Source organism: Paenibacillus sp. JNU01, from assembly GCF_059130585.1.
The window spans coordinates 2,899,961-2,923,856 of the sequence record NZ_CP169723.1 but is presented as its reverse complement, the minus strand read 5'-3'; the positions used below and the strand labels follow the sequence as shown (position 1 = coordinate 2,923,856).

Here is a 23,896-nt window from a genome sequence, read left to right as displayed (position 1 = left end):
CAGGCATAAAGCCTGTTATACAGATAAAACCTTCATAAATAATAGGGGGAACTAGACAATGAGAGGCAAGATGAAAGGTAATACACCCAAGACGTTTGCAATGTTGATGCTCGCAAGTGCAATGCTGGTCACAGCTGGATGCGGGAATTCGGGAACAAAAGAAACTACGGAGTCCAGTGGAACTGAACCAATTACAGTGACGTTCTTCGGTGCAGATCCAAGCCCGACCTGGAACAAGATGCAAGATGCAGTCGGTAAAGAGATTACTAAACAAACAGGCGTTACGATTGAAGCTGAGTATGATGTGAACAACGGTGGCGATCAGAAGATTGCACTTATGGCGGCCAGCGGTGATTACCCTGACCTCATCTTCCCTAAAGGTAACTTGTCTAAGCTTGTGGATGCAGGTGCAATGCTGGATTTGACCGATCTGATTGAAGAGCATGCTCCGAACCTGAAAAAAATCTATGGCGACCAGATGAACCGTCTGAAATATAACACGGAAGATCAGTCGATATATACGATCCCAACAAACATGGGTGTAGATAATGTTGTATTTGATGCAGGTGGCGGATTCGAAATTCAACAAAGAGTATTGAAAGAGCTTGGATACCCTGAAGTGAAGACACTTGAGGATTATGAGAATGTACTAAAAGCCTATTATGAAAAACATCCAACCATTGATGGTCAACCAACCATTCCGTTGACATTGAATGCAGATGACTGGAAGATCATGATCACGGTAACGAACCCGGCCTTCCAGGCAACAGGTGCCCCTGATGATGGTGAATACTACATTAACCCTGAAACGTATGAAGCGATGCTTCACTACAAGCGTCCAGAAGAGAAAGAGTACTTCCGTTGGTTGAACAAAATGTATAATGAAGGACTGTTGGACAAGGATACATTTGTACAAAAGGATGATCAATATAAGTCCAAAATTGCCAGTGGCCGTGTACTCGGTCTGATCGATCAAGAGTGGAACTATCAAGAAGCTGAAAATGCACTCAAATCAGCAGGCAAGGACGATGCCACATATGCTCACTTCTCCGTGTCTTTGAACAAGGATATTGTAGATCATACGTTCCAACCAACCGGATTTGACGGTTATGGCATCGGGATCACAACTTCGGCCAAAGATCCGGTACGTATCATCAAATTCTTGGATTGGCTTGCTTCTGATGAAGGACAAGTGCTGAGAAACTGGGGTATTGAAGGCCAACACTATAACGTCGAAAATGGCAAACGTGTGATTCCTGACGAGATTCAGGATCGCAAAACCAATGACAATTCGAATTTCAGCAAAGAAACAGGTATCGGGATGTATAGTGCCTTTAGTGCAAGATACGGCGATGGTGTGAAAGATTCTACGGATAACTATTATACAACGAACTTCCCTGAGCAGATTCAAGCGGGTTATACTGCAGCCGAGAAGGAAACGTTGAAAGCCTACGGTATTACAACATGGAAAGATTTCTATCCTTCCGAAGATGATCTGAAGCTCAAGGAATGGGGAGCAGCATACAACATGTCTGTACCTTCAGGAACAGATTATGAAGTAACGTTCCGAAAAACACAGGATATCGTTCGTAAACGTATTCCGGAGGCTGTTCTGACTTCACCAGCAAACTTTGACGCAACCTATGATGCTTTCCTGGATGAATTGGACAAAGCAGGTGCAGTGGAGATGGAGAAACAATATACCGTTTGGGTGAAAGACCGTGTCTCCCTTTGGACAGGAAAAGATATAAAATAACATGGATTGTCCTCAACCCATGCTGAAATAAAAAAAGGCCCCTTTAAAAGGGCCTTTTTTTATGTGGATGAGGTGTGATGATTTACATTGACGCAAATTTGGAAATCACATATAATCTCCTTAATGTAAGCACTTACCGAAAACGTTTTATGACATAAATACTTCGATAGCTAATTGAGGAAAAGGAGTTAATGATGTCCCTACACAATAACCTAACTAAAATCAACCGTTTATGGTATCGACAACCGGCAAAACGCTGGGAAGAAGCACTACCCATCGGAAATGGCCGTCTTGGAGGCATGGTGTATGGCGGCGCAGCGGATGAACGAATTCAGCTCAATGAAGATACATTATGGTCAGGATTTCCGCGGGATACGATTCAATACAGCAGTCAGCGGTATTTGAAGCAGACGCGTGAGTTAATCATGTCTGGACAGTATGGTGAAGCTGAGGATTTGTTGAACCGAGAGATGCTCGGCCGTGACGTGGAGGCTTACCAGCCAATGGGGCATTTTCTGTTACACCATGAGGGTCTGGACGATCTTTCGTATGAAGCATTTGAGCGTGAACTTGATCTGGAGTCGGGTATTGCTACCACGACGTATTCACGGGAAGGAATTCGTTATGTACGTGAAGTGTATTCCAGTGCTTCGGATAATCTGATGGTTTGCACATGGACTACGGATCGAAAGGCTGCTCTGAATGCCAGCGTTACGCTAGACAGTCCCCACCCTTATTGCGTTGAGACCTCAGGAGATGCACTCACGATGTTTAGCCGTTGCCCGAGTCACGTGGAATCCAATTATTTTAGAGATCACCCGGAATCCGTCCTGAATGAAGAAGATCGGGGAACCGCATATGCAGTACGTGTAGCAGTTACGGCAACAGGGGAGCACGCAAAGGTCTCCAACCTGGAAGGCAAGTTGCACATTCAGGGTGCTGATCAGGTTGTTTTCTATCTGGCAGCGGCTACGTCCTTTGAAAGTTACGATGTGTTGCCTGTGAAGGATAACCGGTTGCTCGAAAAGGAATGCGTGGATATGATCTCCAAAGCGATCACACATGGTGCGGAAGTGCTTCGGGAAAGACATGTACAAGATCATCGCGCATTGTTTAACAGAGTCTCTATTGATTTAGGTGCATCGGTTAACGCAGAATTGCCTACGGATGAGCGGCTACAGGCCTATCAGGCAGGGGAACAAGACCCCGGGTTAGAAGCACTTTATTTCCAATATGGAAGATATCTGTTAATGGCTAGTTCGCGGCCGGGCAGCCAGCCTGCCAATCTGCAGGGAATCTGGAACCATCAGGTAGAACCGCCGTGGCATAGTGACTATACCATCAACATCAACACGGAGATGAATTACTGGCCGGCAGAAGTCTGCAATCTGAGTGAATGTCATGAGCCGCTGTTTGATATGTTGACCGATCTCAGTGATACAGGACGCAGAACGGCGCGTATTCTGTATGGAGCCCGTGGATGGGCTGCTCATCATAATGTAGATATCTGGAGAACCTCTACGCCGACAGGTGGAGATGCAAGCTGGGCTTTTTGGCCGATGGGCGGTGTGTGGCTTACCTCGCATCTATGGGAGCACTATCAATTTACCGGTAATCAACGTTTTCTTGAGGAACGTGCCTACCCCATCATGAAGGAAGCGGCGTTGTTCTGTCTCGACTGGCTGGTGGAAGGACCTGAGGGATATCTGGTTACAATTCCATCCACTTCACCAGAGAACAAGTTTCTGACAGAAGCTGGAGAGGCACGCAGTATATCCATGGCTTCAACGATGGATATGACTTTGATTCGTGAATTGTTTAGCCGTTGTATTGAAGCCTCGAAGCAGCTAAATATAGATGAATCGTTGGCAAGCGAGTGGAGTGAGGCGCTGGACAAACTCTATCCATTCCGTATTGGAAGTGAAGGACAATTGCTGGAGTGGTTTAAGGATTTTGCCGAATCCGAGCCGGGGCATCGTCACGTCTCTCACCTGTATGGACTGTATCCCGGGGTGCAGATCAATCGAGTGCATTCACCGGAACTGGTGGAAGCAGCACGAATATCGCTGGAACGTCGTATCTCACAAGGTGGTGGGCATACAGGATGGAGCTGTGCATGGTTGATCAATCTGTATGCACGACTGCTGGATAGCAGCCATGCACATCAGTTTGTGCGCACGTTACTGGCCCGATCCACACATCCGAATCTGTTCGATGACCATCCACCATTCCAGATCGATGGTAACTTTGGAGGTACGGCTGGAATCGCTGAGATGTTATTACAGAGCCACTTGAACGAGTTACATTTGCTACCGGCACTGCCTGAACTCTGGACTCAAGGTCGTGTTGAAGGGCTTCGTGCTAGAGGTGGTTATACGGTAGCAATTACGTGGACGGACAACAAGCTTGCGTCAGCGGTTATCAAAGCAGATCGAAGTGATTCACTAACCCTTCGCAGTACTTATCCGTTACGTGTGGAAGGAAATGAACAAGCGAAGGCAGAGCTTACGCCCCAAGGCGATTATGTAACTATTTTAACAATGACCGCAGGACAAACGATCCGCGTGTCATCATGAGACGGAGGAGCTAACCATGACCATTTTTCAATTTCCACAAGATTTTCGATGGGGGACAGCAACAGCTTCCTATCAAATAGAAGGAGCGGCACAGGAAGGTGGACGCGGGGTATCCATCTGGGATACATTTGCTCGCACACCTGGCAAAGTATTTAACGGAGACAATGGGGATGTCGCATGTGACAGTTACCACCGGTATGAGGAAGACATCGAACTGATGAAGAAACTCGGGATTAATACGTACCGGTTCTCCATTGCATGGCCGCGCATTATTCCTGACGGAGATGGAGAGATCAATCGGGAAGGACTGGACTTCTACCATCGCTTCGTGGATGCATTGATAGAGGCGGGTATTGAACCGTTCCTCACCCTGTATCACTGGGACCTTCCACAAACGCTGGAGGATGACGGTGGCTGGGGCAACCGCAGAACTGTAGACGCTTTTGTGAAATATGCCGAGGTGATTTTCAAGGAATTCTCGGGCAAGATCAACTTTTGGCTAACGTTTAATGAACCCTGGTGTATCGCATTCCTGTCGAACCTTCTTGGGATTCATGCGCCAGGAAACAAAGACCTGCAAACATCAATTAATGTAGCACATGGATTGCTGGTTGCTCATGGAAAAGCCGTTCAATCGTTCCGTCGCCTGGGAACAACCGGTCAGATTGGTATCGCTCCGAACGTGTGCTGGGCTGAGCCGTACAGCAAATCTCCTGAAGACCAGGCAGCGTGTGATCGATCCATTGCGCTTAATACCGATTGGTTCCTAGACCCGATCTACAAAGGCACGTATCCGCAATTTATGGTGGACTGGTTCGCAGAAGCAGGAGCTACGGTGCCAATCCAGGAAGGCGATATGGAGATTATCTCGCAACCAATCGATCTGCTCGGCATTAACTATTACACGATGGGAATTAATCGCTTCAATCCGGAAGCGGGTGTTCTTCAATCGGAAGAAGTTGATATGGGCTTGACCAAGACAGATATCGGCTGGCCGGTGGAATCACGCGGTTTGTATGAATTCATGCATTACTTGCAAAAGTACGGCAATGTGGATGTATATATCACGGAGAATGGTGCTTGTATTAATGATGATTTGGAGAATGGCAAAATTAACGATGATCGCCGGATTTCATATTATGAGCAGCATTTGGCCCAAATCCACCGCATCATTAATGACGGTATTAACCTGAAAGGGTACATGGCATGGTCATTAATGGACAATTTCGAATGGGCAGAAGGCTACCGGATGCGCTTCGGTCTCGTTCATGTCGATTATCGTTCACTTGTAAGAACACCGAAGGAGAGTTATTACTGGTATCAGAATGTCATTAAGAATAATTGGCTGGAGACAAGGAACTAAGGGGGTCCCCAATAAATGCAAAAGTATTTTTAAGGGGAAATCAGGTTTGCATTATACATGGATACCTTATTAATGAAGAAAAAGACGGTAACATTGGAGTATTCCAATGCACCGTCTTTTTTGTATTTTTACAGTTATCAAAGAGTAGTTCATAAAGGTTTCATAAGGTCAAGTAGAGTTCCTGTTATGAAAAGACGATTTTTGGGTTATAAGAAGTATGAGTAAATTGAATAATGTTTTGTCAACAGTTGAAAATAAAATAAAGTGTCCAAATTGCGAATAAAATTTGAACATTTGTTGACTAAAATTCATACTGATGTGGTATATTGGTATAAGGAAAGCACTTACAAAAAGGGAAAAGGAAGTGTTTACTATGGCATCGAAGACAGCAATGGTCAGCCAATTGGAGCGCAAAGACAAAAATATGCGGCGCGCCGTCTTGACGATGACAGTTCTGGCATGGGTCGCACTCATTACGGGAGTGGTCATGTGTCTGATCAATTTGAATGATTTTAATGATCGTAATCTTGGCTTGATGGTCGGTATTGGATTCCTTGTAGGTAGTGTGTTTATTTACGTAATTGCCAAAGCAATTGGCCTTGTTCATACACGCCGGGAAGACGAAGGCGCCGATTGATTATAATCCTGCGTTAATTCGTTCATAATAAGACTGGATAAGTACCCGGAATCCAGTCAATAAAGCCCTTTGCGGATTCGTTGACACTGATCAACGGGACTGCAAAGGGTTTTATTTTGTGACTTGATGTGTAAAGATTACAATGTACAAATATCAACCGTGCAAGCGATTTGTGAGAAAAAATTCACACATTTAAGGTGTAAAATCGACAAATTTGTTAACAAGAACAAAAAAGTTGTTCATTTCTGATATCTTTAGTAGGAAGAGAGTAGTATACTGATTTTTCAGTATGAGCGAATTTAAGGAGAGGGGATCAAAATGAACAAGAAACCTAGGTCGCTAATCCGGATTATCATTCCGGTTGTCCTGACGTTGGTTACAATTGCATTGATTGTCTGGCCAATGCTGGCAGGCGGACAATACGTTGTTCTGGATCCGAAGGGGCCAATTGGCGCTTCGCAGAGAGATTTGATTGTCATCTCGACAATTTTGTGTGCTGTCATCATTGTGCCAGTACTCATTTTGTCTGCCGTAATCGTATGGCGTTACCGCGATAAGCCGGATAACGAAGCTGCTTATGAGCCTAACTGGTCTCATAGTACGAAGGCGGAGGCAATCTGGTGGACGGTTCCAATTATTATTATTGGACTGCTTGCCATTGTTACTATCCGTTACACGTATGATCTGGAGCCTTCGAAGCCGTTGGCTCACGAGAAAGCACCAATTACCATCCAAGTGTCTTCACTGGATTGGAAATGGTTGTTTATGTATCCTGAGCAAGGGATTGCAACGGTCAACACGCTGAATATTCCGGCAGACCGGCCCGTGAAATTTGAACTCACTGCGGATTCACCGATGAACTCATTCTGGATTCCGCAACTTGGAGGACAGATTTATACGATGTCGGGTATGGCGATGACCTTGTATCTGCAAGCAGATCATGAAGGCAAGTACTGGGGTTCAGGCGCTAACTTCACAGGTGAGCATTTTGGAGAAATGCGTTTTGATGTGAATGCTACATCGGACGAAGATTTTGACAAGTGGGTCGCTGAAGTGAAACAGAATTCTCAGGAATTGACTACAGAGGGTTACGCTGCACTGGCTGAACCAGGAACAAGCAATGTAGCTTATTATTCTGCCTTCCCAGAAGGATTGTTCCAAAATATTGTGACCAAGTATGTTGTCGATGGTCAAAGTGCTCACAGTAAGCATGGAAGTTCAAGTGAAGCTTCTGGAGCCATTCAAAGTCAAACAGATGTGTCCAATCAAGATGAGGACAAGAGTGCTAACTAAAGATTCGAAAGGAGGCCCCCAATGTTAGAGAGACTTAAAGAGTTCGCATCGGAGTTTTTCGTAACTGGCGACCCGCTGATCTATGGAGCAGACGTGGCCATCGGTATTACGATGATAACTATCGTAACGGTGCTGACTTATTTCAAAAAATGGGGCTGGCTCTGGCGTAACTGGTTAACTACCGTCGATCATAAAAAGATCGGTATTATGTATATCATTGCTTCCATTATCATGTTGTTCCGTGGTGGTGTGGATGCATTGATGATGCGTCTGCAGCTGGCTATGCCTAACATGGATTTCTTACATCCTGAACATTATAATCAGGTCTTTACAACTCACGGCACGATCATGATCCTGTTCATGGCGATGCCATTCATGTTTGGTTTATTTAACGTTATCGTGCCATTACAGATCGGAGCAAGGGACGTTGCCTTCCCGTTTCTGAATGCATTAAGCTTCTGGTTATTCTTCCTGGGAGCAATGCTGTTTAACCTGTCCTTCGTTATCGGTGGTTCACCGGATGCAGGATGGCTGAGTTATCCACCTCTATCGGAGCTGTCACACAGTCCGGGGGTCGGACAGAACTTCTATATATGGGGTATACAGATATCGGGTATCGGTTCCCTGGCTACCGGTATCAACTTCCTGGTTACCATCATTAAAATGCGTGCGCCAGGTATGAGATGGATGAAAATGCCGATGTTCACATGGTCGGTATTCTCCACATGTATCATTATCTTGTTTGCTTTCCCGATCTTGACTGTGACCCTCGCATTGCTATTCCTCGACAGGTTTGCCGGGGCGCATTTCTTCACACTTGATCTGGGCGGTAACCCAATGATGTATATCAACTTGATCTGGATGTGGGGTCACCCTGAGGTATACATTGTCGTCTTGCCGGCATTCGGTGTGTTCTCCGAGATTGTAAGTACCTTCTCGCGGAAAAAACTGTTTGGTTACAAGTCAATGGTATTTGCAATGTTAATCATCAGCTTCCTGTCCTTCTTCACATGGGCGCATCACTTCTTCACGATGGGTTCAGGAGCGGACGTGAATGCATTCTTCGCCGTAACTACGATGTTGATTGCCATTCCAACAGGGGTTAAGATATTTAACTGGCTGTTTACCATGTATCGAGGAAGGATTCGCATGGCGACTCCGATGATGTGGACACTTGCCTTTATCCCGTGCTTTATTGTCGGGGGTATGACAGGCGTTCTGCTATCCGTTGCTCCTGCTGACTTCCAGTTCCATAACAGTTACTTCCTGATTGCCCACTTCCACCAAGTATTGATCGGTGGCGTTGTCTTCGGATACTTCGCTGGTCTGTATTACTGGTGGCCTAAAATGTTCGGTTTCCAACTCGAAGAGAAACTGGGCAAATGGGCATTCTGGACTTGGAATATTGGTTTCTATGTCTGCTTCATGCCGCAGTACGCTGTCGGTCTGATGGGTATGACACGTCGTCTGAGCACATACGGCTGGGATACTGGCTGGTGGGAACTGAACTTCGTATCCACAATTGGGGCATTCCTGATGGGTGTCGGATTCTTGTTCCAAGTTGCACAAATTGCAGACGGTATTCGCAAATACAAAACACTTAAAGCTTCCGGCGATCCATGGGATGGTCGTACGCTCGAGTGGTCGATTCCTTCACCAGCTCCAGAGTACAACTTCGCTGTTACACCGCGCGGAGATGATATTGATGAGTGGTGGGAAGAGAAAGAACGTCGTGCGAAAGGCATTCATCCGCCTGAGCCTGTATATGAGCCAATTCATATGCCGAAGAATTCTTCGATTCCGTTCATCATGTCTGTCTTCTGGTTTGTAGCCGGCTTTGGCTTCGTATTCGGATGGCTGTGGATGGCGATTCTCGGACTTGCTGGCGTAGGCATCTGTATGATCGCCCGTTCATTCTCTTACGATACGGATTATTACATTCCGGTCGACGAAATTAAGCGTACCGAAGCGTCGTTAAGGGGGTCGGTATAGATGGCTCAAGCAGCCGCTAAGCACGGTGAGAATCATGCGCATGGTCATGACCATGGCCACCATGATCCACAGGAAATGAAAATTCTCGGTTTCTGGTTCTTCCTGATTTCCGACGTTATCTTGTTCTCCGTATTGTTCGCAACCTTCATTGTGTTGCGTGACAATTCGGCGGGCGGACCGATTTTGTCCGAACTGATCAAAATGCCTGGCGTTATCGCCGAGACATTTATCTTGCTCACGAGTTCATTTACGAGCGGACTTGCCGTTCTGGCAATGAACCAGGGTAAAGTGAAACAATTGATTAACTGGCTGATTGTTACAGCTGTGCTGGGTGCAAGCTTTATCGCCCTGGAGGTTTATGAGTTTATTGAGATGGTTCACGAAGGATTCAGTTACACGACGAGTGCAGCTTCGGGTGCATTCTTCACCCTCGTGGGTACTCACGGACTTCACGTATCGCTTGGTCTGATCTGGATGATCGGACTCATGTTCCAACTGAAAAAACGTGGGATTACCGACGTTACTCGTGGTAAGATCAACGTTATCAGCTTGTACTGGCACTTCTTGGACGTCGTATGGATTTTCCTCCTGTCGATCGTCTATCTCATGGGGGTGATGTAGATGGCAGAGCACAACTCACATGATTCCCACGGCCATGAACAACATGGCTCACTGAAGTCTTATGTCATCGGCTTCATTCTGTCTGTCGTACTGACAATCATTCCACTTGTGGTGGTTCTGAACGACATGATGGGCAAAACAGGAACACTTATTGTGATTCTGGGTACAGCAGCACTTCAGTTTGTGGTTCAACTCTTCTTCTTCATGCATATTCGTGAAACAGAAAAACCACGCTGGAATGTAATGGCACTTATTTTCGGATTGCTGATTATGATGACCATCGTAATTGGTTCGATCTGGATCATGCTTAACAACGCTGTTGCACATTAATATGTGAATCAAAGAAGATCTCCCGGTCTGTGATACAGACTGGGGAGATCTTTTTTTGTTCTTATTAAGAAATAAACATCGTTAATTATTAATGAAATAAATCATTTTAAAAATAAAGGTACACAAAAGATACATAATGAACTAAAATGAACTTATATGAACATGTTCAAACTCAATTCCAACTAATTTAAATGACGAAAGGAATGGATTAATAATGGAAAATCGTTATGCTGCACATCCCAATGAAGTGAAAACGTATGATACATCTCGCCTGCGTGAGGAATTTTTGATGGAGCAACTGTTTGCTACCGATGAATTGGTAACGGTATATTCTCATGTGGATCGTTATATTGTGGGAACGGCTGTACCTGAGAGCAAAGACATTACCCTTGAAGTGAACCTGAAGGATATCGGAACGAACTTTTTCCTGGAGCGTCGTGAAATCGGTATCATTAATGTAGGTGGTCATGGAACAGTAACAGCGGATGGCCAAGGTTATGAGATTGGAGCAAAGGAATGTCTCTATATCGGTAGAGGTGTGAAAGAAGTTGTGTTCACGAGCAGTGACAAGGCTCAACCTGCACAATTCTATTTTGTATCCACACCGGCTCACCATACCTATCCAACAGTAAAAGCAACACAAGAGCAGGCTCAGCCGAATCATCTGGGCAGCATCGAAACTTCCAATGAGCGTACGATCTATCGTTACATTCACCAAGGAGAAGGTGGAATTCAGAGTTGTCAGCTGGTAATGGGTATTACCGAACTCGACAAGGGTAACATGTGGAATACCATGCCTGCACATACCCATAACCGCCGTTCCGAAGTATACTTGTACTGGAATCTGCCTGAGGATGGCGTTGTATTCCACATGATGGGTGAGCCAAACGAGACGCGGCATCTGGTTGTACGCGACCGTCAGGCGATCATCTCCCCAAGCTGGTCCATTCACAGTGGAGTGGGTACGAGCAATTACACCTTCTGTTGGGCGATGGCTGGTGAGAACCAGACGTTCGAAGATATGGACGGCGTAGCGATGAAAGACCTGAAATAATAAATTACAGATGTCTGAGTTAAATTGACAGGGTAGACACTATAACGGAGGGGACAGAAAGGACCAGAAGAAGCGAAGCGTGCGCCTTTATCACCAGATTTCTCCCTTTAAATAAGGGATCAAAGGAAATATGGGGATAAGAGTGATCGGAAGGTTTTCTGTACCCGAAGTGTAAGTGTGAAACTGCCATTTGACTCAGGTGGTATAGGAAGTTGATTAGGATGAATCCATTGAAAAGACATGAAAAAATTATGGAGGCTCTGCTGGAGCGCCAGGAAGTAACCGTCAGTGATCTGAGTGAGCTGTTGCAGGTGACTGGGAAAACAGTGCGAGAGGATCTCGACAAGTTGGAAAGTATGGGTCTGCTCGTACGTGTTCATGGTGGTGCTATGCTGGCTCAGAATGACCAGTATGGCATCTTGAACAGCCGGGGAGTTACCGAGAAGCATCAATCGGAGAAAACGGAGATTGCTGAAAGGGCCCTGGCTTACATTCGACCTGGCGATATCGTTGCTCTTGATGGTGGAAGCACCACGCTCGAGATGGCTAAACGTCTCGACAATCAGCCGCTGACGGTGGTGACCAACGACTTGTTCATTATTGCGGAGCTTACCAAGAAGGAGCAAGTACGACTGGTTGTGCCTGGCGGGGCTCGTGTACGGAATATGCTGGTGGGGGATGACACGGCTGCATTTATCTCCGGTCTTAACATTCATAAAGCCTTTATATCCACGACAGCACTTCATCCGGAATTTGGATTATCCATATACACGGGAGATCTGGTTCCCTTGAAAAAAGCAATGATATCTGCCTCCCAGCAGGTATATGGTGTTGTGGATCATTATAAATTCGGACAATTTGCACTGCGAACTTTCGCCCAGTGTTCGGAACTGGACTATATTATCAGTGATCATCGTTTGGATGAAGAGACAGTTGCCTTATACGAGCAGAGCGGTGTCACAGTGGATTATCAAAGTTAACCTCATTCATGATTCATGGGATTAAAGAACGGACAGATCGATAAAATGCATATTACAACCATGCGGAGGGAATCATTCATGAACCCATTTGATTTAAGCGGACAAGTTGCAATGGTAACAGGTACTTCGGGAGGACTTGGACAAGGGATGGCCATTGGTTTGGCGGAAGCAGGCGCTGATGTGGTGCTGGTCTCTTATTCCAAACCTGCCGAAACGGCAAGTGCCATTGAAGCACTCGGACGCAAAGCTTATGTGATTGAAGCGGATTTAAGTCGTGAAGATGAGTTGGCGGCTGTGTTCGAACAGGCGCTTGCGTTCCAAGGCAGAATTGATATTCTCGTCAACAATGCGGGAATCATTCGCCGCACACCTGCGGCTGATCATGCAGGGAAGGACTGGCATGATGTCATTGGTCTGAACCTGAACACGGTATTTTTCCTAAGCCAATTGGCTGGCAGACATATGATTGAACGCGGAAGCGGCAAAATCATTAATATTGCATCCATGTTGTCCTATCAAGGTGGGATTAACGTGCCAGGGTACACAGCCAGCAAACATGGTGTTGCCGGTTTAACCAAAGCACTCGCCAACGAATGGGCAGGGAAGGGAATCCAGATTAACGGTATCGCACCTGGTTATATGGAAACCGATAATACTACTCAGATCCGTGCGGACGAGAATCGTTACCGGGATATTACAGCCCGTATTCCTGCGGGGCGTTGGGGAACACCGGAAGATCTAAAAGGCCCGGTTGTCTTTCTGGCATCTGCCGCTTCGGATTATCTGAATGGTCATGTGCTGAATGTCGATGGTGGCTGGATGGCACGTTAATCGCTTGATCATCGGATTAGCATAAGGAGGCAGTGAGATGAAACTTGGTATTCTGGCACATACATTTGGTAAACAGCCTACAGCACAGCTCGCGCAGACAATTGCAGATAACGGATTCAACTCTGTACAGCTGGCACTTGCCAAAGCATTATCCGATGTGGACTCATCGAATGGCAAGCTGAGCCCCGGTCTGGCGAATGAGATTGGAGATCAATTTGCACAGCGCGGAGTGAAGATTGCGGTACTGGGCTGTTATATTAATCCGATTGACCCTGATCCGGTAAGCCGTCGTGCGGATATTGATCGATTCAAGGAACATCTGCGTTATGCCCGGGATTTCGGTTGCAGCATGGTCGCAACGGAGACCGGAAGCTTGGACACCTATCAGGATACGCATCCGGATGGATATGAAGAGAAGGCGTGGAGTGTGCTGAAAGAAACGGTTGAGGAGTTGGCCGAGGAAGCGGAGAAATGGGGCGTGCATGCAGCGATTGAGCCTGTGTCCACACATACCCTTCATACTCATGAACATATGACACGTTTGTTTGAAGAGATTCCTTCATCCAATCTGGGAATGCTGTTCGACCCGTGTAATCTGATCAAACAACCACATGCAGCAGATCAAGGAGCTTTCTTGCGCGAGGTGATGGAATCGCTATATCAGCGCATGATTGTGATCCATGCCAAGGATGTCGCCTTCGATGCACAGGGAGAGAAGTTTAATCCGGTACCTGGGGCAGGCATACTGGATTACCCGTTATTTTTTGAATTGCTAAAAACGTATAAGCCGCATATCGATATTTCACTTGAAGGTGTAACTGCGGAGCAAGCTGTGCCTGCGGCCAAACATTTGCGTGAAGTATGGGATGCAGTTCGAGTCTAAAAGACAGCCGGTTTGAAAAGTGATGCAGCGCATCTTCATCAGCAGCCGAAAAACCTTTGCGAGGGCAAAGGTTTTTTTGGTATAGAAATGATAATGTATATATTTAATATTTCTCATCGGAAAAATCGGAAATAAGTCTTTTCAAATGCGACATCTTGTGAGAGAATATGGAAAACATACACCACCATGTCAAGACATCATGAACTTATAGAACGTATATATCAAGGGAGGATTCAGATTTATGTCAAACGAACGTGAGCTTTCATTTGAAACATTGGCAATTCATGCAGGTCAGGAGATTGATCCAACTACCAACGCACGAGCAGTTCCCTTGTATCAGACAACATCCTATGGCTTCAAGGACACTGAGCATGCAGCTAATCTGTTTGGTTTGAAAGAGTTTGGCAACATCTATACCCGTCTGATGAATCCAACCACTGACGTATTTGAGCAACGGATTGCTGCATTGGAAGGCGGAGCTGGGGCGCTGGCTACTGCTTCTGGTCAAGCAGCCATTACGTTTTCGCTTCTGAATATTGCCGGTGCAGGCGATGAGATCGTGTCTTCGGCGAGTTTGTATGGAGGTACATACAATCTGTTCTCGACAACTTTGCCGAAACTGGGTCTGGACGTGAAATTTGTGGATTCCAGTGATCCTGAGAATTTCCGGGCAGCGATTACGGAGAAAACGAAAGCATTGTATGCCGAAACGATCGGTAATCCAAAGGGGAATGTGCTGGATATTGAAGCGGTGGCAGCGATCGCTCATGAACATGGCATTCCTTTGATCGTGGATAATACGTTCCCGAGCCCGTACCTTCTTCGTCCAATCGAACATGGAGCAGATATTGTCGTTCACTCTGCAACGAAATTCATTGGCGGTCATGGTACATCCATTGGTGGCGTTATCGTGGATAGCGGAAAATTTGACTGGAAAGCAAGCGGCAAGTTCCCTGGTTTGACGGAGCCGGACGCCAGTTATAACGGTGTTGTATATACGGAAGCAGTTGGACCGATTGCTTATATTATCAAAGCTCGTGTACAACTTCTCCGTGACTTGGGTGCAACGATCTCTCCATTTAACTCCTGGTTGTTGCTGCAGGGACTGGAGACATTACATCTGCGCGTAGAGCGCCATAGTAGCAACGCCCTTGCGGTTGCGGAATTCCTAGAGAAACATGAGGATGTGTCCTGGGTAAGTTATGCGGGTCTGCCAAGCCACGATTCTTACGAGCTTGCCCAGAAGTATCTGCCAAGAGGGCAGGGCGCCATTCTGACCTTTGGAATCAAAGGTGGTGCGGAAGCGGGTCGTAAATTGATTGAAAATGTTAAACTGTTCTCTCACCTTGCAAACGTGGGCGATTCCAAGTCACTGATCATTCACCCGGCAAGTACGACTCACGCGCAGTTGACTGAAGATGAACAAACTGCCGCAGGGGTTAATCCGGAGTTGATTCGTCTGTCTATTGGCACAGAGAACATTCAAGACATTATTCATGATCTGGAGCAAGCGATCAAAGCAAGTCAGGGAGCAGGTGTAGGCGCATAAATGGTATTGGGTGGATGTGAAACATTCACTTAAGCGATATGCTATAAAATTGGTCAAACGCCTATCAATAGATGCTTTAAGCCGCTGTCTTTATGGACAGCGGTTTTTTGTCTTTTTGAATATGCATGTAGGAGTAAAAGTAACCGTCCGAAAAATACCCATTTACAAATGAGGATCACAGGCATATACTGATTAAAAGTTGTATTGGGTAAAAATAATTGCATGAGAACAAAAATGATTATCATTCTCATTCGAGATGATTGCAAAACCATTCACAAAACCATGCTGCTGCGGGATTCCCGCAGCAGCATGTGTCATTTTTAGGGCATTAACAATGGCTCTCATTCTCAATACAACTTCATTTCTGGGAGCGGAATAGGCAGACTCGTCATCCGCAAATTTAACATTCGAAAGGATTGTGATTTATATGCAAGCGATACATCAACCTCTACACAGACAGAAACAAACAGAACAACGCTCGTCCCAAACACCTGGCCCCAATCGCGGCAAAAAGCCTGATTTTCGAGCCATGGTACAGAATAAAGAGATGCAATCTGCATTGGGCAGCGGGCTTTTAATGCTGATTGCCTGGGGAACTGCACCGTATTTTGGTACCTTATCCATCATGCTCTACATTGTGGCGTATGCCGTGGGGGGTTGGACCAAAGCGAAGGAAGGCATCGAGACACTGGTCAAGGACCGTGATCTAGATGTAAATCTGCTGATGATTGCCGCATCTCTTGGGGCAGCAGCTATTGGTTACTGGAATGAAGGCGCGATGCTGATCTTTATTTTTGCACTCAGTGGTGCGTTGGAAAGTTATGCGACAGAGCGCAGTCATAAGGATATCTCATCGTTGCTCGCGCTGAAGCCGGAGACAGCACTGCGTATTGAGGATGGACAGATGAACCTTGTGGCTATTGATGATCTCCAGCCAGGTGATCTGCTGTTGGTGAAACCGGGAGAACTCATTCCAGCAGATGGTGTCGTGTACCGGGGGAGTTCTTTTATCAATCAATCGTCCATCACCGGAGAATCCCTACCTGTGGACAAAGTTGCGGGGGATGAGGTCTATGCAGGTACGGTAAACGGGGAGGGCGCCTTATACGTAGAGGTCACCAAATCGGCTGAAGGGTCACTGTTCGGAAAAATCATTAAAATGGTGGAAGAAGCGCAGGCAGAAGTGCCGGATTCCCAGCGTTTTATGGAGCGATTTGAAGGGATATACGCACGCATTGTTGTAGGGGTGACTTTACTTGTGATTGCAGGAACTCCACTGCTGCTTGGCTGGACATGGAACGAGGCATTTTATAAAGCGATGGTATTTCTGGTTGTTGCATCACCTTGTGCATTGGTGTCTTCGATCATGCCTGTCATGCTGTCCGCGATGTCCAGCAGTGCGCGCCGTGGCATTCTCTTCAAGGGTGGTGCCCATATGGAGAATATGGCACGCACGCGGGTCGTTGCTTTTGATAAAACAGGTACATTGACCATGGGCACCCCGCAAGTTACAGATATTATTACGGCTGAAAATATAGACCGCGCTGAGCTGTTAGCTGCGGTAGCAGCGATTGAGAACATCTCCATGCACCCCTTGGCTCGTGCCATCGTAGATCAGGCGAACAAGGAGAACATTACACTTCAGGAAGCGGAGCATGTACAGGCGCTAACAGGCTGGGGCATCGAAGGAACGGTGAACGATGTAGTCTGGCGCATTGGCAAAACAAATGGATTGGAATCGATGGAGTCTTCTGAATGGAACGAAGTACGCTCCCGTCTTGAGGGGGAGGGAAAAACGGTATCCGTTGTTATGGCTGATGGTGAAATGGCTGGGCTGATCGCCATGCGGGATACGGTACGCCCTCAGGCAGCAGCTGCAGTGAGAAGGCTTGAAGCGATGGGAGTTAAAGTTGCGATGTTAACAGGTGATCGAGCCAAATCAGCCTCTGTAATTGCACGTGAAACGGGGGTAAGCATGGTCTATGCAGACTTACTGCCAGAAGATAAAGTGAAGCAGGTCCAAATGCTCCGCAAACAGTATGGTCCAGTGCTAATGGTGGGAGATGGTGTCAATGATGCTCCGGCACTTGCAGCAGCGACTGTGGGTATGGGAATGGGATTGTCCGGCAGTGGAACTGCATTGGAGGTTGCTGATGCGGTGCTGATGAACGACAATATCGAAGAGATCGCTTGGGTGATTGGGCAGGCACGCCGAGCACAGCGTACGGTGAAGCAAAATATGTGTTTTGCCATCACCGTTATTCTGGCCTTAATTGCAGGTAACTTCCTCCAAGACGTCGCATTGCCTCTGGGTGTGGTAGGTCATGAAGGCAGTACAATTCTGGTTATCCTGAATGGGCTTAGGCTGCTACGGTAATCAGATTTGGAGAGACAATGGTTGATTGGTTTCATGATTAGTATGCGGTTGGTTGAAGGGCTCACGTTTGAACCTTGGGTCAACGGGTAATGATTCGAAGAGAAAGTTGCAATCATTCATGGCCAGACATAAGGGACATGGTGTCTCCAAGCTGGCCTTGTTATCTGCGGCAGCCCCTGTGTTCACACAGCGCGAAGGTTATCCGTATGGATTGACTCCAGAGCAGCTGAACGAGCAGATCATTGAACCGATTTTTGCAGATCGTCCGAAGTTGCTGGAGACATTTGGCGGCATGTTCTTCGCGAAAGAACACAGCCATCCATTCATGGATTGGTTCCACGCGCTTGGTATGGAGGCTTCATCTTATGGTACCATTCGCAGTGCAATTGCCCTGCGGGATGAGGATCTACGAGGTGACCTGAGTTCCATTCAGGTGCCGACAGCCATTTTGCACGGGAAAAAGGATGAGATCTGTCCGTTCGAATTCGCAGAGCAGATGCATAAAGGCATCGCTTCGTCTCAATTGATTGCTTTTGAAGAGAGTGGTCATGGTGCTTTCTATGATGAATTGGAAAGATTCAATTCGGAATTGATTCGTTTCATTCAATCCTGATCAGAAGAGGGCATCATGCTCCTTACAACCTATCCCATTAATTTCATGGAATCTTCATTTGTGGCTAAAAAAAGAACCCGGTCGACAGCTTTAGGCGCTGTTCGCTCGGGTTCTTTTTTCTGTACTGTAAGAGTCTTAAACAAGGTTTAACGTGCATAGTAAGTATACATTCTTCAATTAAAACAGTTCGGTCAGACCGATCATCGTGATGAGTCCGAGTAAAAACGAGATAGTTGCCACTCGTGCATTGCCGTCGCCGTGACTTTCGGGAATGAGTTCTTTATACACAATGAACATCATCGCACCGGCTGCAAATGCCAGACCATAAGGGACAAGGCCGGATACGAGACTGCTTAATGTATAACCTATCATCGCTGTAATAATCTCTACTGCTCCGGTGAGGGTGGCAATGCCCAGTGCTTTGAAGCGGCCAATATTCTGGTTCACTAGAAAGAGGGCGACCAGGAATCCCTCCGGCGCATTCTGCAATCCGATGGAGAAGGCAATAAGATTGCCCAGGTTCTCATCCGAGCTTGCGTAGCTGACACCAACCGATAACCCCTCTGGCAGATTATGCATGGTAATCGCTGCAATAATCATGAAGGCTTTGGCTTCAATTTTGAAAGGCATTTTCTCGGGATTCTCCAGATCAACGTGTGGAATCTTCATCTCGAGCACCAGTAGCACCAGGCTACCAAGCATAATACCAAATGCGAGTACAAAGAGATTCGATTGGCCGAGCGCTTCCGGAATGAGATTATAAACCGAGGCTGAGGTCATAATACCTGCAGCGTATGCCAGCAAGATATCACGCAGACGGTGCGATATTTTGCGCATAAATAGAATCGGTACGGCCCCTAGGCCGGTAGACATGGCTGATATAATACTGCCAATGAGTGCATCGTTCATGCTTCCATTTTCCCTCCTGATGAAGACTTCTTCATAATCGCTGCCGAGCATTGACACCGTACATAAAAGAGATCATAATGAACAACAGATTAGAATGATTATAAATTAGAATTCCGTTTCTGCATAGGATTATTGTCATTACGCAGGCAGGTCTTGTGGACATGATCTAGGCTTTTCGTTCTAGTGTATGCAAAAGCAACAGCTTTTGATGCCGGAGGGACTAACCTTTTTGCAGAACCCGGGGGAGGAACTATACATGTATAAATCAATTATTATTGGAACAGGCCCTGCAGGGCTGACAGCAGCAATCTATCTGGCACGTGCCAACTTGAACCCGCTCGTTATTGAAGGTCCACAACCTGGTGGCCAACTGACAACAACAACGGAAGTGGAGAACTTCCCAGGTTTCCCTGATGGCATCATGGGTCCTGAACTGATGGACAACATGCGTAAACAAGCAGAACGTTTCGGTGCTGAATTCCGTACAGGCTGGGTGAACAACATCGACATGAGCGAGCGTCCGTTCAAGATTCAAGTTGAAGGTATGGGTGAACTCGTATCGGAAACATTGATCCTCTCTACAGGTGCATCTGCTAAATACCTGGGTATCCCTGGTGAAGAAACGAATGTGGGCCGCGGTGTCAGCACATGTGCAACATGTGATGGATTCTTCTTCCGTAACAAAGAGATCATCGTCATCGGCGGTGGTGACTCTGCTCTTGAGGAAGCAAGCTTCCTGTCCCGTTTCGGTTCCAAAGTAACGCTGGTACACCGTCGTGAAGAACTGCGTGGCTCCAAAATTATGCAGGATCGTGCACGCAGCAACGAAAAAGTAGAAATGGCTTTGAATCGTACACCACTTGAAGTCCTTGCTGGTGACAACGGCGTAACAGGTCTGAAAGTATTGAACAACGAAACAGGTGTAGAAGAAGTGATTCCGGCAAGCGGCGTATTCGTAGCTATCGGTCACACACCAAACACTGGTTTCCTTGGCGGACAGATCACTACGGACGAACACGGATATATCCTGACTACACCAGGTACATCCGAGACAAACATCCCAGGCGTATTCGCATGTGGTGACGTTCAGGATACACGTTACAAACAAGCAATTACAGCTGCAGGTAGCGGATGTATGGCTGCCATGGACACCGAGAAATACATTGAAAGCTTGGAGCACAGCGCAGTTGTTCTGTAATAGAATGAGTTGATTCCACTGATTTCAACCAAACGATAGAATAATATAAACCATATGAGGTGAATTAAACATGGAAAACGTAATTGTATATACATCAACGAACTGCCCGAACTGCAAATCCGTAAAAACATTCCTGGCTGACAAAGGGATCTCTTATGAAGAGCGCAACATCGAAACTAGCGATGAATTTGCACAACAAGTGTGGGACATGGGTGTACGTGCCGTGCCATTGACTGTCATTGGTGAACACCGCATTCTGGGTATGAACAAAACTCAATTTGCCAAAGTATTGGACGCTTAAATTACGCTGATCATCTGGAACATGATGTGTTGAAGAACGTTTCAATTCATATGCAATTCCGGTTTTCGCGAGCCGTTAGGATATAGAAAGAACCGTACCCCGAAGGGTACGGTTTTTTGTGCGTTTTCTATGAGTGTATTGGATGAATTGGAAGCTGGTCCTAAACATTGTGAAGTTGTAAGATGATCTTGCAATGAATTATCATTTAATTGAGGTGAACAAACAGCATGATTATAGATCAGGAGGAGCATTTTCTCTTCTGGGAACAGGCGAGTATACGGGATATCCATGTTGAAAGAACTATTCTTGCAAAGGGTCAAAGAATATTATTCACGATGCAGCCCAGCAGTTTTTTTTGTATAAAGAGAGGGAACTTGCTGGTATTGCTCAATCAGAAGACCTTTTCCATCAATCATTTTGAGATCATTCATTCTCCTTCCAGAAGTCTGTTTGAAGTTAACGCAGGTTCAGACGGAGCAGAGTATATAGTGATTTCGTATAAAGCAGAACGGGGTCAAACGTACGACGATGAGCCGTTGTTTGTAGATGATCGCAAAGATCCAACTCAAATTACATATCGTGTGACACTAACGCAGCCAATGATGTTATACGAAATTGCAAATCGTATGCTAGAGGCCCAGCAGCAGGAAGGACCTTCGGTTCTGCTTCAACTCAAGGCATCGTTCTACCAATGGGTTTATCAGATGTTGGAACAATATTATCTACAGTCTCCGGTCGTCAAAACAGCTAGTCCAGTCGAGTTGGTCATACAGACGCTGGAGTATCTGTTGCAGAACTATGCAAAACCTCATACGTTGGACTCTTTGGCGGCAACAATGGGGCGGAGTCCGGGCCATCTCTCGAATTGTTTCAAACAGGTGCTTAATCGTGGACCGATTGACTGTCTAATCCGTTTGCGTATGCAAAAAGCTTGCAAGCAATTAGCCGAAACAAGGCTTCCCTTACGAATGATTGCGTCAGCTATTGGGTATCAGGATGCGTACTATTTTAGTAATGCATTCAAAAAGTATATGGGTGTTTCTCCACAGAAGTACCGTAAGCGATTCGTAGATGAAGATGTTACATCCTCAGCAGGAAGAAATCATATTGTTGGCTCTCCAGCCCCATGTTATATTCCTCTATATGATAATGATAATTATTATCATTACTTAGATGGAGGGTCTGACGAAATGTTAAAAAATATAAAGAGAGTCCCGGTGGCTTTGCTGATGGCTTTTGGGTTGCTGTTAAATGCATGTAGTGGCGGTTCTTCAGGGAATACAGGGGCCGCAACGGGAGATGGAAGTACAGCTCAATCGGAAGCAACAGCTTCTCAAGCGAACAGTTCAAGCGAAAGTAACACAAATGAAAATGCCCAAGCAACGACACGTAAAGTGAATACTTCCATGGGTGAGGTCGAAGTGCCTGCTAATCCGCAGCGTGTCGTCACGGATTTCTTCCTAGGTCATATTCTGGCCTTGGATGTGAAGCCTGTGGGAAGTAACGGCGTATTCATGCAAAACCATTATTTGGAGGGCAAGGTTTCCGGTATCGAGGATATTTCGGACAATCTTGAAGCAATAACTGGACTGAACCCTGACCTAATCGTTACAGGCAATGCCAAAAGTTACGATGTTTATTCCAAAATCGCCCCAACCGTCTTTCTGGACAACTCTGCCCTCGTTCGTGATCAGGTTAAAGAGCTTGGCGTTATATTGGGGAAAGAGGCTGAAGCATCGGCATGGCTTACCGATTTTGAACAAAAGGTGACTTCGGCCAAGGAGAGTTTAAGCAGTATAATCAAAGAGGGAGAAACCGTTACTGTGTTTGACGGAGGCTTAAGCAAAGACATCACGCTTTATGGTAATGCGCATACGGGCAGAACGATCCATGGTGAATTGGACTTGCCTATGAACGAGAACGTAATACGCAGCATTGATCCAAAAGTGGGTTGGGCTACGATCTCCAATGAACTCGCCGAATCATATGCTGGTGATTACATATTTATGGCCGTGAATGCCAAAGCGGAATCATACGACTATGCGAGCGATCCGGTGTGGGGAACGTTAGAAGCAGTCAAAAACAATAAGTTATACGAGATTGATGGATATAAATTTTATTTTTCCGATCCGATTTCCGTCATGGGTCAGATTCAGGATATTGTCGACATGATGGAAGAACGAGCTCTGGAGAATACTCAAAAGTAGTGAGTATGATTAATCTATCAAGATAAAATGAAAAATCCCCTTGCCGCTATAATTTGGAGCACATGCTAACATGTGAACTTCAGGAATTACTGCGAAAGGGGATTTAGCAATTCAATTAAATATATTCTTTAGAAAAAAATACTCATGAAAGTCTGAAATACAACATATACCAGCACTCCTGACAGCATGTACATGAAACCAGCCTTCTTTTTGCTCTGGAACAATCGGAGTATGCCAAGGCTGAACAGGGGCGCAAGCACAATCAGGAACAGGAGGACGGTGACAAATACTGGCGCCGAGATATCTGAAGTATCCACGTAGGTCACGCTTCTTTTCACTCCGTTTCATTATCGGAATTAACACAGCTATATCGACACAGCCATGACAAAAATCACATAACCCCATTATACATCTGGATTTCTTTAA

At 46.1% G+C, this 23,896-nt stretch carries 20 protein-coding genes; 18 read left to right on the top strand and 2 right to left on the bottom strand.

The annotated features are described in order from the left end of the window. Positions 1-58: 58 nt before the first annotated feature. From NLBNIHML_RS12775 to NLBNIHML_RS12705, 15 genes are all read left to right on the top strand, one after another. Complete coding sequence (locus NLBNIHML_RS12775; protein WP_445252588.1) at positions 59-1,756, top strand: ABC transporter substrate-binding protein; 1,698 nt, start codon at positions 59-61, stop codon at positions 1,754-1,756. 194 nt (positions 1,757-1,950) lie between these two features. Continuing rightward, positions 1,951-4,332 (top strand): glycoside hydrolase family 95 protein, encoded by a 2,382-nt coding sequence (locus NLBNIHML_RS12770; protein WP_494354702.1) that lies wholly within the window; start codon positions 1,951-1,953, stop codon positions 4,330-4,332. A 16-nt stretch (positions 4,333-4,348) separates the two neighbouring features. Further along, positions 4,349-5,695: a GH1 family beta-glucosidase gene (locus NLBNIHML_RS12765; protein ID WP_339257447.1), complete on the top strand. Its 1,347-nt coding sequence runs from the start codon at positions 4,349-4,351 to the stop codon at positions 5,693-5,695. A 373-nt stretch (positions 5,696-6,068) separates the two neighbouring features. Continuing rightward, complete coding sequence (locus NLBNIHML_RS12760) at positions 6,069-6,332, top strand: hypothetical protein (protein ID WP_091038518.1); 264 nt, start codon at positions 6,069-6,071, stop codon at positions 6,330-6,332. Positions 6,333-6,650: 318 nt separating this feature from the next. Then, on the top strand, positions 6,651-7,625 hold the full coding sequence (gene cyoA / locus NLBNIHML_RS12755) for a ubiquinol oxidase subunit II (protein ID WP_494354488.1): 975 nt from the start codon (positions 6,651-6,653) through the stop codon (positions 7,623-7,625). A 21-nt stretch (positions 7,626-7,646) separates the two neighbouring features. Continuing rightward, positions 7,647-9,617, top strand: coding sequence for a cbb3-type cytochrome c oxidase subunit I (locus NLBNIHML_RS12750; protein WP_124118137.1), 1,971 nt, complete (start codon positions 7,647-7,649; stop codon positions 9,615-9,617). Further along, the gene (cyoC, locus tag NLBNIHML_RS12745) at positions 9,618-10,238 is read left to right on the top strand and encodes a cytochrome o ubiquinol oxidase subunit III (protein ID WP_253440979.1); all 621 of its coding nucleotides are present in this window, start codon (positions 9,618-9,620) and stop codon (positions 10,236-10,238) included. Next, positions 10,239-10,568, top strand: coding sequence for a cytochrome o ubiquinol oxidase subunit IV (cyoD, locus tag NLBNIHML_RS12740; RefSeq protein ID WP_091019256.1), 330 nt, complete (start codon positions 10,239-10,241; stop codon positions 10,566-10,568). It abuts the gene before it with no gap. Between the two features lie 214 nt (positions 10,569-10,782). Further along, entirely contained in the window at positions 10,783-11,622 is an 840-nt protein-coding gene (gene kduI / locus NLBNIHML_RS12735) for a 5-dehydro-4-deoxy-D-glucuronate isomerase (RefSeq protein ID WP_036606918.1), read from the top strand. A gap of 221 nt (positions 11,623-11,843) precedes the next feature. Continuing rightward, on the top strand, positions 11,844-12,602 hold the full coding sequence (locus NLBNIHML_RS12730; protein ID WP_339237797.1) for a DeoR/GlpR family DNA-binding transcription regulator: 759 nt from the start codon (positions 11,844-11,846) through the stop codon (positions 12,600-12,602). A 78-nt stretch (positions 12,603-12,680) separates the two neighbouring features. Continuing rightward, on the top strand, positions 12,681-13,433 hold the full coding sequence (gene kduD / locus NLBNIHML_RS12725) for a 2-dehydro-3-deoxy-D-gluconate 5-dehydrogenase KduD (RefSeq protein WP_339237795.1): 753 nt from the start codon (positions 12,681-12,683) through the stop codon (positions 13,431-13,433). Between the two features lie 37 nt (positions 13,434-13,470). Continuing rightward, complete coding sequence (locus NLBNIHML_RS12720) at positions 13,471-14,316, top strand: sugar phosphate isomerase/epimerase family protein (RefSeq protein ID WP_339237793.1); 846 nt, start codon at positions 13,471-13,473, stop codon at positions 14,314-14,316. A gap of 241 nt (positions 14,317-14,557) precedes the next feature. Then, positions 14,558-15,865, top strand: a complete 1,308-nt coding sequence (locus tag NLBNIHML_RS12715; protein ID WP_339257438.1) for a homocysteine synthase — start codon at positions 14,558-14,560, stop codon at positions 15,863-15,865. Positions 15,866-16,292: 427 nt separating this feature from the next. After that, positions 16,293-18,242 carry a heavy metal translocating P-type ATPase gene (locus NLBNIHML_RS12710; protein ID WP_494354487.1) on the top strand — a complete coding sequence of 650 codons (1,950 nt, stop codon included), beginning with the start codon at positions 16,293-16,295 and terminating at the stop codon, positions 18,240-18,242. 118 nt (positions 18,243-18,360) lie between these two features. Then, the gene (locus NLBNIHML_RS12705) at positions 18,361-18,855 is read left to right on the top strand and encodes an alpha/beta fold hydrolase (protein WP_494354486.1); all 495 of its coding nucleotides are present in this window, start codon (positions 18,361-18,363) and stop codon (positions 18,853-18,855) included. 177 nt (positions 18,856-19,032) lie between these two features. Here the strand turns inward: NLBNIHML_RS12705 and NLBNIHML_RS12700 are convergent, their stop codons facing one another. Continuing rightward, positions 19,033-19,764: a ZIP family metal transporter gene (locus NLBNIHML_RS12700; RefSeq protein WP_253440965.1), complete on the bottom strand. Its 732-nt coding sequence runs from the start codon at positions 19,762-19,764 to the stop codon at positions 19,033-19,035. A 256-nt stretch (positions 19,765-20,020) separates the two neighbouring features. Between NLBNIHML_RS12700 and trxB the strand changes: the two genes are divergently transcribed. The 3 genes from trxB to NLBNIHML_RS12685 all read left to right on the top strand — a co-directional run bounded on the left by trxB (position 20,021) and on the right by NLBNIHML_RS12685 (position 23,470). Continuing rightward, a complete protein-coding gene (gene trxB, locus NLBNIHML_RS12695) occupies positions 20,021-20,962 on the top strand; it encodes a thioredoxin-disulfide reductase (RefSeq protein WP_105601888.1) in 942 nt (313 codons plus the stop codon). A 70-nt stretch (positions 20,963-21,032) separates the two neighbouring features. After that, positions 21,033-21,263, top strand: a complete 231-nt coding sequence (locus tag NLBNIHML_RS12690; protein ID WP_339237784.1) for a glutaredoxin family protein — start codon at positions 21,033-21,035, stop codon at positions 21,261-21,263. Between the two features lie 374 nt (positions 21,264-21,637). Beyond that, positions 21,638-23,470 carry an AraC family transcriptional regulator gene (locus NLBNIHML_RS12685; protein ID WP_494354485.1) on the top strand — a complete coding sequence of 611 codons (1,833 nt, stop codon included), beginning with the start codon at positions 21,638-21,640 and terminating at the stop codon, positions 23,468-23,470. A gap of 128 nt (positions 23,471-23,598) precedes the next feature. On the opposite strand, the gene NLBNIHML_RS12680 is transcribed toward NLBNIHML_RS12685, so the two are convergent. Further along, on the bottom strand, positions 23,599-23,796 hold the full coding sequence (locus NLBNIHML_RS12680; protein ID WP_339237780.1) for a hypothetical protein: 198 nt from the start codon (positions 23,794-23,796) through the stop codon (positions 23,599-23,601). Between the last annotated feature and the right edge of the window lie 100 nt (positions 23,797-23,896).